This is a genomic window from Paenibacillus urinalis (genome assembly GCF_028747985.1).
In the GTDB taxonomy this organism is placed as follows: domain Bacteria; phylum Bacillota; class Bacilli; order Paenibacillales; family Paenibacillaceae; genus Paenibacillus; species Paenibacillus urinalis.
Genome location: NZ_CP118108.1, coordinates 5,355,888 through 5,371,489, shown reverse-complemented (window position 1 = coordinate 5,371,489; position 15,602 = coordinate 5,355,888). Strand labels below are relative to the sequence as shown.

General features: G+C 40.4%; 13 protein-coding genes and 1 pseudogene. 3 read left to right on the top strand and 11 right to left on the bottom strand.

Annotated elements, in window-relative coordinates; genetic code table 11:
- Nucleotides 1-18: 18 nt before the first annotated feature.
- From PUW25_RS24920 to PUW25_RS24900, 5 genes are all read right to left on the bottom strand, one after another.
- Entirely contained in the window at nucleotides 19-1,056 is a 1,038-nt protein-coding gene (locus PUW25_RS24920) for a hypothetical protein (RefSeq protein ID WP_274337822.1), read from the bottom strand.
- Nucleotides 1,057-1,371: 315 nt separating this feature from the next.
- Nucleotides 1,372-2,028, bottom strand: coding sequence for a hypothetical protein (locus tag PUW25_RS24915; protein ID WP_274337821.1), 657 nt, complete (start codon nucleotides 2,026-2,028; stop codon nucleotides 1,372-1,374).
- 108 nt (nucleotides 2,029-2,136) lie between these two features.
- Nucleotides 2,137-2,637: a JAB domain-containing protein gene (locus PUW25_RS24910; protein WP_274337820.1), complete on the bottom strand. Its 501-nt coding sequence runs from the start codon at nucleotides 2,635-2,637 to the stop codon at nucleotides 2,137-2,139.
- 315 nt (nucleotides 2,638-2,952) lie between these two features.
- On the bottom strand, nucleotides 2,953-4,260 hold the full coding sequence (locus PUW25_RS24905; RefSeq protein WP_274338500.1) for a hypothetical protein: 1,308 nt from the start codon (nucleotides 4,258-4,260) through the stop codon (nucleotides 2,953-2,955).
- A gap of 49 nt (nucleotides 4,261-4,309) precedes the next feature.
- Nucleotides 4,310-5,890 (bottom strand): hypothetical protein, encoded by a 1,581-nt coding sequence (locus tag PUW25_RS24900; RefSeq protein ID WP_274337818.1) that lies wholly within the window; start codon nucleotides 5,888-5,890, stop codon nucleotides 4,310-4,312.
- Nucleotides 5,891-6,110: 220 nt separating this feature from the next.
- Between PUW25_RS24900 and PUW25_RS24895 the strand changes: the two genes are divergently transcribed.
- The gene (locus PUW25_RS24895) at nucleotides 6,111-6,479 is read left to right on the top strand and encodes a helix-turn-helix domain-containing protein (protein WP_274337817.1); all 369 of its coding nucleotides are present in this window, start codon (nucleotides 6,111-6,113) and stop codon (nucleotides 6,477-6,479) included.
- A gap of 231 nt (nucleotides 6,480-6,710) precedes the next feature.
- On the opposite strand, the gene PUW25_RS24890 is transcribed toward PUW25_RS24895, so the two are convergent.
- Genes PUW25_RS24890 through PUW25_RS24880 form a run of 3 tightly spaced genes read right to left on the bottom strand, consistent with a single transcriptional unit; the run spans nucleotide 6,711 to nucleotide 8,578 of the window.
- Nucleotides 6,711-7,742 (bottom strand): hypothetical protein, encoded by a 1,032-nt coding sequence (locus PUW25_RS24890; protein WP_274337816.1) that lies wholly within the window; start codon nucleotides 7,740-7,742, stop codon nucleotides 6,711-6,713.
- Entirely contained in the window at nucleotides 7,743-8,159 is a 417-nt protein-coding gene (locus PUW25_RS24885) for a hypothetical protein (RefSeq protein ID WP_274337815.1), read from the bottom strand.
- Complete coding sequence (locus tag PUW25_RS24880; protein WP_274337814.1) at nucleotides 8,156-8,578, bottom strand: hypothetical protein; 423 nt, start codon at nucleotides 8,576-8,578, stop codon at nucleotides 8,156-8,158. Before PUW25_RS24880 ends, PUW25_RS24885 begins: the two co-directional genes overlap by 4 nt.
- Before the next feature lie 359 nt (nucleotides 8,579-8,937).
- Here PUW25_RS24880 and PUW25_RS24875 point away from each other — a divergent pair, with 359 nt between their 5' ends.
- Both PUW25_RS24875 and PUW25_RS24870 read left to right on the top strand, forming a co-directional pair.
- A complete protein-coding gene (locus PUW25_RS24875) occupies nucleotides 8,938-9,147 on the top strand; it encodes a hypothetical protein (RefSeq protein ID WP_274337813.1) in 210 nt (69 codons plus the stop codon).
- A gap of 88 nt (nucleotides 9,148-9,235) precedes the next feature.
- A pseudogene (locus PUW25_RS24870) lies at nucleotides 9,236-9,388 on the top strand (DUF2188 domain-containing protein); the annotation flags it as partial.
- 589 nt (nucleotides 9,389-9,977) lie between these two features.
- On the opposite strand, the gene PUW25_RS24865 reads toward PUW25_RS24870, so the two are convergent.
- The 3 genes from PUW25_RS24865 to PUW25_RS24855 form a co-directional block, all read right to left on the bottom strand.
- Nucleotides 9,978-11,174 carry a phospholipase D family protein gene (locus tag PUW25_RS24865; protein ID WP_274337812.1) on the bottom strand — a complete coding sequence of 399 codons (1,197 nt, stop codon included), beginning with the start codon at nucleotides 11,172-11,174 and terminating at the stop codon, nucleotides 9,978-9,980.
- A gap of 270 nt (nucleotides 11,175-11,444) precedes the next feature.
- Nucleotides 11,445-13,094, bottom strand: coding sequence for a class I SAM-dependent methyltransferase (locus tag PUW25_RS24860; RefSeq protein WP_274337811.1), 1,650 nt, complete (start codon nucleotides 13,092-13,094; stop codon nucleotides 11,445-11,447).
- 331 nt (nucleotides 13,095-13,425) lie between these two features.
- A complete protein-coding gene (locus PUW25_RS24855) occupies nucleotides 13,426-15,204 on the bottom strand; it encodes a hypothetical protein (protein WP_274337810.1) in 1,779 nt (592 codons plus the stop codon).
- Nucleotides 15,205-15,602 lie beyond the last annotated feature (398 nt).

Genomic DNA, 15,602 nt, shown 5'->3' with positions numbered 1-15,602 from the left:
GGTATAAATTCTTTAAAATCAGTATTCCGTGTAGGTCAATATGAACTGAACGCTCAACACATCCAGGCTTAAATCGTGGAGAACCGGGATCACGAATGGGGAGAGAATCTCCTGAATATTTGCGACAATATCAGAAACTGTGTTAGCAAACGGGCCTTCTGATGACTTGCATTCAAGGTAAATGTGTCCACCAAACACCGTTGTCTGCAATACGTCAAAATGCTGGTTGACCAACTGAAGGATCTTTCCCGCAGATTGCCCCGCTGGGATATTCAGGTTAATTCTGAACGTAGGCATAAAGAAGATTGTGCGGGTAGAGGCTTCAAAATTATCAGGAAGGTTTATATCGAAGCCAATAGGCGCAGGGAGTTGGCTTTGAACAGCAGCCTTCAAGTTCTCCAAGTCATTATCTTCTCGAAAATAGCCCATGATCGTCTTTTCTCCATCTGACTGATAGGACGCAAGGAGGCCTTCAGCCCCATTGAATATGTCCGCGATTTTGCGTGGGAGAAAGTAGTAATCGTAGAACCAATCCTCCCGGCCACCTCCACCATCAATAACGGAGAAGCTCACGTCTTCCACTAGGAGACCCAAGACATCGACCAAATAGTTGTAAACGTTGAGTCGAACCTCTTCGACTTGTTTAGAATCAAAGTCCCCAAAGCAGATAAGTGTTGTTGGAAACCAAAGAACTTCGATTATGAAGTCACTCTCATAAAAATCCATTCTTGAACCGAAAGGCGATGATTCAATCCGCCGACAGGCTTCACTTATGAGGTGCTTACCGTTGTCCGATGAAAAGGGGGTGTTGTCGATACCGGTAATCACCAGCGAAATGTTATCCAAGTGCTTTTCTTGCAGATAACGGTCGTATTCGGTAGCCAACATCCGATAGAAGCCTAGGTCGGGCTGTGCGTCGGTCAAATCTAAGCCTTCAATACACTTCAACTCATCCAGTAGTGAGGGACTTACCTCTGCTTCGGACTTAATGTTTAAGATCCGATTCTGAAGATCGTAGTTCTCCAGAAATTTGATTGCATGAATACGATTTGCCATCAGTAAAACCTCCATTTAGTTAGATTTACCGCTTGCTATCTGCACTGCGGTATTTGTTCACCTTGCGATGAACCATGGCTGGAAACGGGCGCTTGTCTAGAGCGCTGGTAACCAGCGTTATTCGATTATCAAAGAACGGAGGATTTCAAAGCTGATCAGTACGAGAGGTGCTTCGAAATCTTATGGACAAATCATAAATTGATCAATAATCGAAAAGTATGTACTATTTTCTTGTGGAAATGTGGTTTGAGTACACAAACGTTCGTTCCTATACTAAAAAAACAGCAGCCGTTCGGCTGCTGTTATGCATGCAATTTATTCATTTCCTATTTGATTGTACCATTGCTCTTCATTCATTTTCCTTATGACAGCAGAGGCTTTCTTTATCGCCCTTTGAATCTCATTTCTGTAAAACTCAGTATACATTGTGGCACGATCTTCGGGTACTTTTTCGGCTATGTAAGTGAAGTCCTTCATGAGGCGTTCAGTAACTTCCATTTTCAATTGGTGGGCAATAATGAGGCGAATCTCTGATGAACTATAGAATAAATCGTAAAAATTAGCATAATCATCCATGTTTTTTTCCATATTTGCAAAATCAGCCCGATCAATAGCGTCCTTTGTTTCGATAAGATCCTTAGCGTACTCGGTGATCTTGTCATAATCCTGATTTTTGAAGGCAAGACCGGTTTTATAGATTGAGATATGACGAATTAAGAGCATGATTGCCGTCTTTTGGCTTGAAGGAATTCGAATCGGTGAATTTTTCTTAGTTCGATAATCATCCACACTTTTGCCTATAAGCGAACAAGCTTCTTTGAAATTGGCAAGAGTATTCCGGTATGCGCGTTCTTCGCTGATGTAAGGGAATATCTCTTTGGACAGCGACCTTAGAGAATAGTAATCTTTAGGTTCACTGGTTTTTTTAGATTTTGAATAGTGAGTGCGTCTATTGTACGGTTTTGTTTCCACCCTATTTAGCCCCTTTCGTGTAAATGATATCAGGAATAAGGAAGGTAGTCCAAAGTCGAGAGGGAGGATGGAAAAAAAGAACGAGGTAAAATCCCCGTCCTGTTATAGTTATATATAATTCTTTTCCTTGAGTGAGCAATAGTCTGTGTCTGCAATTATGATATGGTCCAGCAATTCAATACCGAGAATTTCCCCAACTTTACATAGTCGCTTTGTAATGGTGATGTCTTCCGGTGAAGGCGTTGCACTGCCGCTTGGATGATTATGGGCGATAAGAATTGTTGCGGCATTGCTTAGTAGGGCTGTCTTAAAGCATTCCCGGGGGTGCACGATACTAGCATTAAGAGTGCCAATATGACTTGTTGTAATCGAGTTGACTTGATTTTTGGTGTCCAGACAAACGACAATAAAGTACTCTCTGTCTGCATCTTGGAGAAATGACTGCAAGAGCTTTACGGCATCCAGGGGTGACCGAATGACCCGCTCCGGGTAGAGGAGCGAAGATTCCCTAACGATCTTTAGGCTGACGATATTGACTCGTTTGGCAGGCAGTTTATTTTCGTTGCAATTATCCAATGGCATTTCAAGTTGCTGTGGGTAAGGGTACATAGCTTACTCCTCCTTAAAAAATATGAAGGCACCTAATCCGTTTAATGGATTTGGTGCCTGAATAATAATGACTTCTGTAAAGGTTCTTGTATCTTTCGTTTTATACGTTCCGTATCTATGTTCCTACGTGCCGCACGCCGAGCGTCTCGGCGTTATACATGGTTATAATATACATTTATAACTATATTTGAAAGCATAGTCTCATGAAAGAGATTCCTGTCATTTAGTAACTTGAATATGGTGATAAATCATCTGGGCGTTATCAGAAAAAGAAGGAGCTATCGGTATTACCACCGATAACTCCTTATATATTCATTACTCGTAATCTGCCAACCCAAGATAGTGTAGGGAAATGACATTCTCGAATCCCTGCATGTATCCGTATACGTCGCGGTGCTCCCACATCTGATTGGCGTACTCGACCTTAGCGTCATGGAAACTTTGTAGCCGCATTTTCCCCTCATCAAGTCCTGCATAGTAGTGATAGATGAAATAGTATGGATTCATTTCCTGCAGCATCTCATAAGTAACAGGTACGTAGTCAAACCATTGCCCTTGTTCATTTTCTTCTACCATAGTCCAGACGTAGTTATTCATTCCGCCCCCGTTAGACGCCATGCCAGTATGCGAGATAGGGTTAATCATCTTTCCCTTCGTCAGGCCGTCATGGATGATGTTGTCCGAACCAAGTCCCTTAGCCGGGCTCAACCCCCAGAAAAACGCGGTGTAATAGTTAGAGGTCAGTCCGCTTTTTACAGTCGAGCGGCTCATAAACAATTCCTTGTTCTGTTTCGCGCCTTCTCCGTCACCCAAACTATTTACGACAAGGTCCATGACTCCCTTTTTGTTCTCTTGCACCAAATTGGCCTTCAAGTCCTTGTAATATGTGCGAAGGCCAAAATTCTTGAAGAGGCCAAATTCGTCCTTTAAACGATTCGTAAAGAAGGCCATATCGTTTTGTGCCAGGTTATCCTGAATATTAGTCGGAACGCTCAGCACAACAGTCGGAACGGACTTACCTTCAATCTGCTTACGGTAAGCGTCATAACGGTTTACATATCCGGCAATTTCACCCTTCGTCAGAGGCAAGCGGGATACAGGCCATTCGGGGATGAGGGTGAGTGGAGTATTCTTTTCGAAAATATCAAAGACAGCTATGTCGGAATTCAGATATTTACTGTCGTTCTTGAATGTCGAGTAGAAAAAGTCGGTAACGAATGTTTCACTGTCGTTGAATTCGACACCGTTCCATCTTTCGGTGGGTGCCATGGCTTGTACTTTATGTACATACGAGAAAGAGGGAACGTCATTAGCCACGCCGAAGATTTGGACACCGGCGACTTTTCCGCCGATCTTCTTCTGCTGGGCTTTCAGGGCATCAAGTAATTTAGTAGCTTCCTTGTAGTTTTTTGCGTCGAACAAAACATTGTTGGTGCCTTTGAACTTAGTGGTGTACTGCTTAATAGCTGCAAGGTCCTTAGCGTCAACCCTTGAACTATTGTAGACGAAGTAATAGTTGCTCTTTTCTGCGGCCGCTGAACTTGCATTGGCAATGCCGCCGAGAGGAAGTAGAGTAAAAGTCAATAGAATGAATAGCATGGACTTCCAGTAAAACCTCTTCATATGTAGCTTGCCTCCTGGTTCTTTTTGAATATCCGCTTATACTCACTGGTCACTGTTTTACGAATGTGTTGTTGCTGTATACATACTCGTCAAACAAGCCTTGAGAGCCAAACGGAAGCAGTATCTTGTTACCTTCGAGAATGACATCCGATTGTCCTTCTCCGTACCAAATAAGATCTAGCGGCTGTGTTCCATTTTCAGTGAATGTGTAATTGTAGCCGAAGACCCAGACGTAAGTTTCCAACATGCCGTCACTAGCTGCGATGACAATTTCAGGGGCCGTATCATCTTCGAAATAGTAATGGTTAATGTAAAGGCTAAAGCCTTCTCTCAGATCCCCAAATTCATCGAAGGGACTTCCGCTATCCGCGTTTGTATCTAAAGTGAGATTCCATCCTTGTCCAAGATTTTCGCTCATTGCAAGAACCTTTATGCCGTTGGGTGAATCTAAACCAACCTGTAGCGTTACATTCTCTCCGTCGAACTGCAGAGGCAACGTTGTATCAGGATCAGCGGGACTCCATTTGACGAAACTTGTCAAGTTAATTTCTTCAGATGAAGGTGTTACGGGATTGTTGGAATCTACATTAGAATTCTCTATTTGAGTTGCTGTTTCCTCAACTTCTACTGTTTGTTCTTGTTCTGGTTTGTTGCTTTGTTCTGCTGTCGCTGGAGACTCTACACCCTTGTACTTATCGACCATATCGGCCAGAAAAACATACCAGTCAGAGGTATGTAAGATTTCACCGTCAGAGGATGTTTCTACAGCCTCAAAATGATTTTCACCAAAAACCTGAAAAACAGTTCGGATGGAAACTTTTACGTCTTGATCTGAAAGTGTCGCTTGGTACATGACAAACTTGTCCAAATCGTTGCCTTCTTCTTTGACTTCCTTCCATTCAACGTTACTAAAATACTTATCATTCTCAAGCACCTGGCTCATTTTTAAATCAGTACCTGTGATGACCCCATTTTTTACCCACTCGACATACTTATTGTCCGCTCCGTCTCCAGTGCCGCCATTGGATTGTATGGCAACCATTAGAATGGCAAGAGCCACGACCGCCGCGCTAGCAAATAGAAAAGCAGTTTTTTTCTTGTTGCTTTCCTTGATTGGAATAACCGGCTGCGAAACTGCATGGTTTATCCCGTTTTCAGCGGTTACCGCTATTTCCAGGTGTGTATTGACGATTTTCGTTATTTTTTGAACAAAGTTGTTAGCGGCAGCTTTTGAGCCAGTTAGGATGCGAAATTTATTGCCTTGGTGATCGGTTATACTTACACAGGTATTAAACGTTCGCCATATGAATAATGCCGTTAGCAGGAGAGGCCAGAACGACATGCTGATTAACGTGACAATAACAAACAGGATGGAGAAGACAAGATCAAACCAGTTGATTTTGGAACTGAGTGAGACGCTTTTAATGTTTGAAAATGGTATATCGGTACTCTTAGGACTATTAGGAAAGGCACCTAAAATAAAGTTTTGCACAGTGATTCTGAGCCTGTCACTTAAAATAGCAACATTGCTCTTCTTCTTAAGATAGGTTAAATAACTAAAGCCGCCATTCCAGACAAAGGAGTATCCTCCTGCGCCTTCGTTTGTTTGAGTCATTTCTTGACTGTTCATTGTACACCTCTTCTAAATTTTTCTTGATCGAATTGAGTGTAGTCTTGGTCACATGAAGACCTTTGACCTTATATGACTGATATACTACCAAAGGACTAACTTAGGTAATATATCCCCATTGTAGGCACAATAAGTGTTTTAATCAATGAATTTTATAGTTTAATGATCTTTCTGTGTGAGTGCTGATTTCCCTACCCTTAACTAATAAGGGGTGGGTGGAATGTCAGCTTTTTTGCAACTTGTCGGGGCACGAATTAGACAACTGCGCTTGTTACGTGGGATGTCCCAGGCAAAATTAGCAGAAGCCGCAGATTTGCAGGTTTCGTATATCGGTGGGGTAGAACGCGGTGAACGAAACATATCTTTGAATACATTAGAAAAGATAGCCTCGGCACTCGAGGTTGAGCCGATAGAAGCTTTAAAATTCGGACAACTTGATGAAGTGGAAGGGGTAACTGAAAAGCATCATATACTCAGCATGCACCTATCTCTTTTAGAAGAGAGAAGTCTGGCAGAAGTTAAATTGGTCCATAGAATTACTAAAGATATGATCAGTACCTATAATGAATTGGAAAAGGAAAAGTATTGATCGGCATATCAACCATACAGATTTCTTTTAAAGATTAATGAGGCGGAATACTAAAGGAAAGCGAAGGGCTTGTAGTCTAAATTAGACCGCAAGCCTTTTTGATTATCGAGAAGTTAGCTTTAAGTACCGCCGAGGTTTTGGTATCAGATAAAGACCTTTGTAAATATCGAAAACTGAATTGTCTCGTGTTCGAACAGGGTCAATTAACCTACTTTCACTAATTACTAAAAATCACAGCTTATTATTATTTTTAATGTATTTTGGATTGATGGTGACGATATGATCTGCATAGCTGTCATAGAATCTCATGTCCCGGGTAGACTGGTTGGCTTGTTGCGTAAATATATCGACAATGCCAGGATCATCAAAGTGGAAATAGTCCCTGTTTTTTTGCCTTCCGAACATGGAGATTAGAGCATAGTTGTAACTACCGGCATTACAAATTCCGCCGCTACCAAGAGGAATTAAGCCCACTATGTCTTGTACGGTAAGTTTATCAGTGTTTTCTTTCTTTGTTTCTAATGTAAGTAACAGGCAGGCAAACAAAATATCTGCATTTGCTTTTTCCGAAATCAGATGTATGTTAAACCGGCTACTATCGACTTTCTCCCAATCAAGTGAACTTACGGTAGGCTCAAGGCTGCTGGTTTTAAGGACTTCACGATATCCATAGACATACAAAAAACGGCTCAGCTTCAAGGGAGTTTTATCGCCGAGGATGGGTTGCATCTTAGGTAAGAGCAGCCGGTAAAATTGGGTATATTGATCCACAGCAGTAGAAATTTTCTCAAAATCTGTGCATTCGTCTGATAGCTCTACTTCCATGAACAAATCGTTCATGCCTTTGATCCGGCGGGAATCAGCAAGCTCTACCTGCTCGGGACATAGAAGATGGGCGAGAAAGGCAACGGTATTGAATGCGTGTTCCCCACTTCCAAGCAAATCTGTCCAATAATTGATGATACGTATTGGTTCCGGTTCAATTTGCTCGACAAACCCCTTCCAGTGACTGACAACAGCCAAATGAAGCTTTTTATAAGAATAGAGAATACTTTGCTGCTGCCATTTGCCGCAAGACCAAGAAAGGGCAGACCGCAGTGTATTCGAATCGACGTTTGCAGGATCACTGAATTGTCGCTTCCAGACGTCCAACGGTTCGATCGGATATTTGGCAAAGGGGAAACGGGCTAAGTGCTGCTCATGATGGTTTTTAATAAGCGCAATGAGAGCCTTCCTTTTTGCATCAGTGAGTTGTAGGGACATTCAAAAACTACTCCTTTTTGTGAGTTGATAAGTTCCAATCGAATTAGTAATTAGCCAATGCTCTGCCTCTTCGGAGTGGAAGCCTTGTAACGTAAAAAACGTCATGCTGCACTCGTTGTCCAGCATGATGTAGATTTTGAAGAGGCTACTGCCATCGTCAAAGGTATGTTGTTCGATGAATTCGGGGTAAAACGTACCCAATGCACATAAAAATATCATCTGGTCATCATGAGCAGGGATTAACTTGTCGGTTGTCTCCAATAGGAAGAACCATTGACCAGGAGGTGGGAAGGGTTCGTCTTCAAGTGCCAAACATATTTGTTGCATGTAATTCTGGATAAATACTAAGCAGGGGTGGGGAAATGATTTGCTCGCGTACAGATTTAAAATTGCCTTGTCCGACGTAAGATCAATCATGTATCTGATCCCTCCTGAACATCTTCTTTTCTGGAGTCTCTGTTATGGATCGGGTTGTGAGATTTGGCCGCTGCAAGTGCTTCTGGCGAAACATAAAATGGTTCAGCCAGCTCCGACACCCATCCTAACGCAAGCTCAATAGGGCTTCCCTCGACAGCCGGAGGGCCGTCAGCCCATTTTTCTTCGAGAGCGAATTGAATTTTGTCCTCGCTCATTGTTACATATAGATCCGTGCCGTCATAATAAGGATTTACTGTGTTACCTTCCTGAAAAGTAAGAGCGATCCGCACTTGGTGTACGGATCGCTCTCTAACTACATATTTGGTTTGTATTTCTGAGATTGCAAGGATGTAGATGTCGCCATCAGAGTTAAACGTCTTTTCAAGTAGTGATAGCAATTGATTATATTTATTATCCATGTAGTCCTCCTTGTATTATATTCATAGTAATAATATATGATTGATGTAGTTTTTGTGGCGATTTCATATTTGAACTAATATGGTCTATTGTAACGAACGAGATAGGTATAAGTTAAGGAAATAAAGAAGTTCGTATTTTGTTACGTGAAATAATGTACGATTCTATCGCAATCGCCTTATCTGTTTAGGAAATATTAATCTTGCATATATTGGACTTTTACGTTGAATTGAAAAAGAAATGGAAAGTATCCATAGCTGCAATGGTAATGCGAGCACATCAATTGAAGGTAATCAACTCTAATCAGTATCAATATCTTCTGAGACAGATTTCAAAGAGGGGTTGGAGGACGAAAGAGCCTTTGGATGATATTATTGCAGTCCCGCAGCCAACGGTACTTAAAAAGGCAATAGATGTTCTTATTACAAATGATGCATTATCCGGTGATCAGCTTATTTTAGAACTTTCCCGCCATGGACTGAGCCTAAAACAGGTCCGAGATAGAGGCCTGTTGGGACTTCAAAAGGGGACTCTTAATAATAAAAATCAAGGGAGTCCAATAGAACTTTAAAAAGAAAAGAGAGTAAGGAGGAATAGGAAGATGAAAAAGTAACCAACATGTGACCCCACATCATGATGGTGGTTAGCAAGTAAAAGGAGCCGGTAATGAAAGAGCAACTGTACGAACAAACACTCAGGCAGAAGCTATATCACGAGCAACTGAAATTGCCAGAAACCAACGATCAGAAGTTGTGATTCGTCGCGAAAGTGGTCAGATTAGGGAAAAAAATAGCTATGGAAATGACCCATAATCCACCAAGTTCGATGTAGGTTCTTGATGTGGCCATTCAGGTTGTTCCACTTTTCCATGCGTCAGGAACGGATCCTGAGCTTGAAAATTAGATAGCACTCTGCAAGCTCGTGAACCGGGAAAATCGGATCGGGAAATCATACTGCCCATGAAAGATTAGGATGCCCCTCTACCCAGAGATCCTCCCATATAAAATATAAATTCTGCTGTTTGATTTTCCAGATTTCAGACATCAAGATTCCATGAACACGGTGTTAATGTCCCCACATGGTCTGTAGGTACGAAGTATTTGTCCTCACAATATCTACACGCGTTGAGTGTTAAAAACCAGCATATCCTTATCATGCAGGAGAGGTATTTCCTTCTGTTTAAAGAGTAATAGTTGATGATTTTCTTTGACCTTTATTGAATGATTTAGAGCTGAAACTAACATAATCCAGTTCCCATCGCCATTTTGGATTTCTGTTCAAATTCTGCCTTTTAAGGCGCTTTATATTTTTCATTGCAACCCAAACTCACTTAATTTCTCCTTAAAACTTTTCGTCAAACTAACCCCATTACGCCTTGAGCGTCATGGGGTTAGTTTGCTCCTACTGAATTTCAATTAAAAACTCATCTGCAGATCCAAGAACCTGAAACAGAGTAAGGTGCTTCTCTAACAGATTGCGATTGGCAATAAGTTTCTTGGCATTGCCCCACAAGAGGTGGGTCATAGGTTGCCGTTGCTCGTACGTTTTGGTATCCGTTCTTGTGTCGTGCTTAAGTTCCAATTTATACTCACCGTAGTTTATTCCCTCAATAATGAAGTGGAACTTTGCTGTTGCGTACTCAAAATGGCTGTCCTTTCCTGGCCTATTACTCCAGTTGAGGTGTTTAAAGACATCTTCACGAAAGTAAGTCTGTTGGTCTATATCATACTGGCCCTTTTTTAAGAGCATGGAGCCGGTAACATTTGTTGTAGTACCGGTAGGCACATTCAAATCCCTTTCTCTTAATTCTTTACTCATCCATACCTCCCTAAGTTCCATACTTTTATTATCCAAGATTGCAACAGTAGCGGGATCTAAGATTTCCGTTTGCTCTAATTGGTGCTTACGATCCATATTATTAGCCGCTTTTCTTGCCTTGGCAGGTAAAGACACCTTCTCGCGTTTTAGCAGCATTACAGGGGTTACTTCTTCACCCTTTTTATTTCTGCCGACATTTGATATCTTTTTAGGTTCCGATTCATCAATAAGTTTTCCTTCGTCAAACAACAGCTGGATAGTTTCTTTGCTACCGATTTTTATAACATTCTCTGGGAAGTTAGCTTTTAATTCAGCAAATACGTTAATGAAGCTTTGAACATATTGATTGTCATCAAAATTGTTTTTCAGATCGAGTTCTGTGACGGAACTCGACTCCAAGTTATTTACTAAACCACCATAAGTTAAATTTGCACTTCCAACAATAGAAACCGCCTTGTTAGAGTTCATTGACAAGAATGCTTTGGGATGGAAAATAAATCTGCTGCTTCCCGTGTCAACAGCGTAAGTTTCCACACCTAGTTCAAATAAGCTCTCAAAACCTTGCTTGGATGTTATACCGTTTCTCACCCCAATAAAGGCTGTTATTTTATCATTAGCAGCCTGCAGGGGCTCTCTAAGCAAATAAACCCCTTCACTGGTTAGAAAGGCCGTACTAAGGATAATTTGATTGGCATTTTCAAGCGACAGTAAATCCTCCACTGCTTTCTTGTGGTTAAATTCAGCGTTCATTCCTTGCATTAAAAACTGCATCTTAGCCATAATTGCATGTCACCCCACTTGGTTTCTGTAGGTATAGCATATTATATTCTACAGAAATTATCAAGCGGGATTTATTAAACCTGGAGGGAAAAGTGCGATTTATTGCTATTTATCGTTGAATATCCATGTTTTACTGTAGAAATATCGATTGGACATTCTACAGAATTTTTAAATTAAGCTGCAGAGGTATAATGGTAAGTACATAAAAAAGAGCCCTCCCCGTTAAGGAAAGGACTCTTTTGAATAGGTTGAATAATATATTGGGGGTTGCTAACGTTTTCTTCCCCGTTCTAACCGTCTGTTTCGTAATAATAACCACATGTCCCTGAACGCGGTGACAGTCTCTACGGGTATATTTAATAATTCAACAAGTATTCGCTTGTCAATCTCCGGAAGTATACCGAGTATGTCATCGTTATTTTTTACATGGTCATCGATCAAATGTAATAGTTGTTCAACATAATCGTCTGTTAATAGTTCAACTTGGAACAGGTTGGGGACAAATATCTTTTCGACTTCACCCGGTAATATCTCTAGTACGCCACCACCATAACTTCTGCCCTCAATTTCAGTAAAGGCAAGCGTTATACTGTTATAGTAAGCTAAAATAGCCCTTTTACTATCAATACCATCGGCAAATTTTATTCTATGCATTGTATCAGTACTTACAGCATTAAAATCATTAAGAACGAATTTTGGATAAAGGTAGTTCCTTCTCAAGAAGAAAGCATCCGGCGCCCAGATCGATGGGACCTGGTACCACCTGTTCCGAATGCGACACTTATATCCAGTGTTTTCGCCGCGCTCCTCACCTTCACTAATGTAACGTCTTTGCCCTTCGGGGTACTGTTCAAAATCAATAGTAGGGAAGTCCAGCAAATATGCTTTTGCTCCCCTATCAACATTTGCTTGCCAAACTTGTTCGTTGAAATATATTCCGTCCATACTAACACTTCTAGCTATTAAGGGCCTGGAGATATTGATCAATCCGTAATCTTCGGCAGTGGCACGGTCAACGCAAAAGAAGTCATTATTGCCGGTTGTAATTCCAATATCTACTTCCGCTATCTCATTAAACTGAATAAAATTAGCACTTTGCCTGATTTCATTTATTAAGACATTGTCATTTGTGCTTAAGAAATATCTCGTCCATTTCGTATTTGTAAATTCAATATCTACGAAAGGGACGGTATTGGTCTCGAAGTTTTCAACAAGATCTATTATGTTATTGAATTGGAGAATTCTTATCTGATGTTCTTCCGCATGCTCAACGTCCTTCTCTCCTAATAATAAAACAACCTCTTGTTCAATATCTTCGAAAACTAACTCACGGAACGTAACAATAGTTATATGCTGCAAGTTTCTCATTAAATAGTTTCTTAAATCTTCTGAGTAGGCAACCTGTAGGAGTTCGGCCGGTATAACTAAGCCGATTTTACCGTTTCTATCTAGCAGACTTACACAAGCTACTACAAAGGAAACCCAAGCGTTGATTAACTTATTTGATCTCATTCCATTAGATATTAAGATTCGAGACTGCTCTTCTCTTTGCTCTTCAGATAAATACTGATATCTTATATATGGGGGATTTCCGACGATAAGATCATACTTCTCGCCATTTAAATTCTCTCTGTACCAAGAATAGAAATCTTCGTGCATCACAGTAAAATGATCATTTCTTGTGGTCATGTTCTGCACTTTAAGCATTTCTTCGTGAATAATTTCAATAGCAGTACACGAGAAAGGTTGTTCAACCGCTAGGAGACTTTCAACAAAGGCTCCATCACCACAACTTGGTTCCAACACTCGACGAACATTATTATCGGTAAAGCCCCATCTAGTAATAAAATCAGCTAAAGCCGGTGGTGTATAATATCCTCCCCGTAGCTTTTCAGCTGTAGCATTTTCTCTTAATAACATCAACTCACCACCCGCAATAATTTTAACACAAAACAATGCTCTTGCCTTGAATATATATAGATCCGCAACGTGTCCTCGATAAAACTAGTTTAATGAAAACGGAGCTTTAATGGCTGTCAAATATACAGGAGTAAACATGGCAGCAGTATTGAAAGGTGGAAACCGTTTCTGCCTCCATTTACAGATATAAAAAGCACACGTAAGCAAGGGGGGACCCTTGATTTACGTGTGCTTCACGTTGGTATTAGCATAATCCATAGATAGAGTTTTGTCAAGAAAGACGCGAACGTTCGTTCTGCTGGGAAGGGGGCAACTTTTATATGTGATATTCTTAAGGTTTGCAGGTTATATGAGCTTGGAACCCCAACTCTTTACACGTAGAAATAAAGGATGAGAGTAGCCAAAACAGTTGAATAGTTTGTGCCGAAGTGTTACCACCTTTTCTTAACTCATTGAGCTCAGATATAACTCTACTTTTTGAAATATAGTTTACTACGATGTATATATGACTTGTTGCGTTAGGATGATTCAGCGTTTTTGTGAAGCTTACAATTCCATTCTCAACGCTGTCTCCTTTCCGCATCATTGCAATATTAGACCTCGAGTATAGAGAATTCCAACGTTCTCTTTTCTGTTCAAGTTGGGCGCTTGATGGAATCATGTTCCCTATATTTTTTAATGCTTGAGCAATTACAACTTGGAAGTCGCTAGCTGAAAATTGGGATGATGCATACTTTGCATGATAAAAACAAACGCTTCTTTGATTATAAATGGAGATAAAGTCAGCAAATTCATTTCCAAGGTCGTCACAAAATAGATAATCCGAGTCAAGTGCTAGGACTGAATCAACAAAGTCGAAGAGAGTATTACTCTCAAATCGAGACATATTTGCTTCAACGGTTCCTTTTTCTGAAAGGATACTTCCAAGCGCTGGATACTCTTCTAAAACATTTATAAAAGTGTCCAAATTTGCAAGTAGTTTGTTGTCTTTAAACAACCTTTTGTTTGTATATACAACATCAAACTCAGAAAATGTTACTATAAAACTTTGCGTGTTATTTATGTAGTCAATGAGTCTTATTTCGGATGTGGCATAAACAATGTAGATGTTTTTTAGCTTAGACGAGCTGATTCTCATGGAACTTTTAAGTTTCTTTAATTGCAATCTTTTATCGATGGGGTTTGTTACCCGATATATAGCTCGTTCGGTTCCTTCAACTTCATTAACACTAACTTCGCAAAAAGTATTAAAGGAGCCTATAAAATGCTGAAAATCAATGGAACGTATTTTTTGTTCGTCGACTCGGTACTCAATACGTTCAACATCGCCCCTATCTAATTGATCTAATAACTCTCCAAAGTGGAAAAGAATACTTGTGGGAACAAGTCGACCTAAGGTCTCTTGAACTTTTATAGGAGTGGAGAAGTTGTCCAAGTAGCTCTCCTGCGGTTGGAAATTCTCAATTTTATCCACTACCTGAATGACCCACTGTAGGTAATCCTCAAAAGACCCCTTCTTACCCAATCGATTTATTTTTGAGGTATTTAAAGCAAGTGTAATCCTATTGCTATCCTGGTCTTTTATTCTGATGGAATTTAAAATGTACTTGCTAGCGTATATAGGCGAAAATGAACTCTTAAGGTCAATAGCTTCAATATTTCTTCTTCTTACCGCATTGTCGCTAACATCCATATTTGACATTGAAAACTTCTCGAAAAATGCCCTGTCACTAAGAAACAATCGTGAGATGGTGACATAATCAATTTCGTTTATGTACTCCGAAAGAAGCCTCTCTACACCACTGGCGTTTTTCTTGCTAACAATCAACATGTTAGAATAATGTATCAGTAATACGTAAGAATATTTTTGCTCTTCCTCAGTACCTTCTGAATCTAAGAAGCTAGGCTTTCCTTTCGTTTTAAATATGCACAATGAAAAGTTGATAACTTTATTTCCATAATTCTTTGTTTCGTTTACAACTTTATACACGAAACGTCCAGTTTTATTTTTGGCAACTGACTGAAAAACTGTATTGATGAGAGTTGAAGTAAGTCTGCCTGAACTACGATAAAAATAAGCCGCCTCATTCAATAATAAACGATCTATCATTAATACAGGCCTCCCACAATCTTTGCTACTATAGTACCATATCATGGGCAATTATGTCGATTTACCCACTATATTTAGTAGAGGAGGAAACTTTGCTGCTTAAAAATTGTGAATATTATGGGTTTAGGTACTAATAAACGTATCTAATATAAAGTCACTGTTCCTTTAGTGAGATCGCCTATTTTATAAGGCGGTTTCTTTTTTGTAAAGCGTGCCCAGCCAAGCACGCATCTTCTAGCCGGTGAAAGTCCGGTCACGGGAGGGGCCAAGCCCCCGTGTAGTTAGGATTCTTGCGTATGGCGAAATCTGTGCGTAAAAGCGAATCGACCAAAGTACCTGTCAGAGACAGGGCGAGCAACATGTCAGGCCGTAACATGAAGTGAATCCTGCCGCGTCGT

What these genes read in the sequence shown, in the direction of transcription:
- PUW25_RS24920 (WP_274337822.1), bottom strand. Translation starts at nt 1,056, where the DNA reads ATGGCAAATCGTATTCATGCAATCAAATTTCTGGAGAACTACGATCTT.
- PUW25_RS24910 (WP_274337820.1), bottom strand. Translation starts at nt 2,637, where the DNA reads ATGTACCCTTACCCACAGCAACTTGAAATGCCATTGGATAATTGCAAC.
- PUW25_RS24905 (WP_274338500.1), bottom strand. Translation starts at nt 4,260, where the DNA reads ATGAAGAGGTTTTACTGGAAGTCCATGCTATTCATTCTATTGACTTTT.
- PUW25_RS24900 (WP_274337818.1), bottom strand. Translation starts at nt 5,890, where the DNA reads ATGAACAGTCAAGAAATGACTCAAACAAACGAAGGCGCAGGAGGATAC.
- PUW25_RS24895 (WP_274337817.1), top strand. Translation starts at nt 6,111, where the DNA reads ATGTCAGCTTTTTTGCAACTTGTCGGGGCACGAATTAGACAACTGCGC.
- PUW25_RS24890 (WP_274337816.1), bottom strand. Translation starts at nt 7,742, where the DNA reads ATGTCCCTACAACTCACTGATGCAAAAAGGAAGGCTCTCATTGCGCTT.
- PUW25_RS24885 (WP_274337815.1), bottom strand. Translation starts at nt 8,159, where the DNA reads ATGATTGATCTTACGTCGGACAAGGCAATTTTAAATCTGTACGCGAGC.
- PUW25_RS24880 (WP_274337814.1), bottom strand. Translation starts at nt 8,578, where the DNA reads ATGGATAATAAATATAATCAATTGCTATCACTACTTGAAAAGACGTTT.
- PUW25_RS24865 (WP_274337812.1), bottom strand. Translation starts at nt 11,174, where the DNA reads ATGGCTAAGATGCAGTTTTTAATGCAAGGAATGAACGCTGAATTTAAC.
- PUW25_RS24860 (WP_274337811.1), bottom strand. Translation starts at nt 13,094, where the DNA reads ATGTTATTAAGAGAAAATGCTACAGCTGAAAAGCTACGGGGAGGATAT.
- PUW25_RS24855 (WP_274337810.1), bottom strand. Translation starts at nt 15,204, where the DNA reads ATGATAGATCGTTTATTATTGAATGAGGCGGCTTATTTTTATCGTAGT.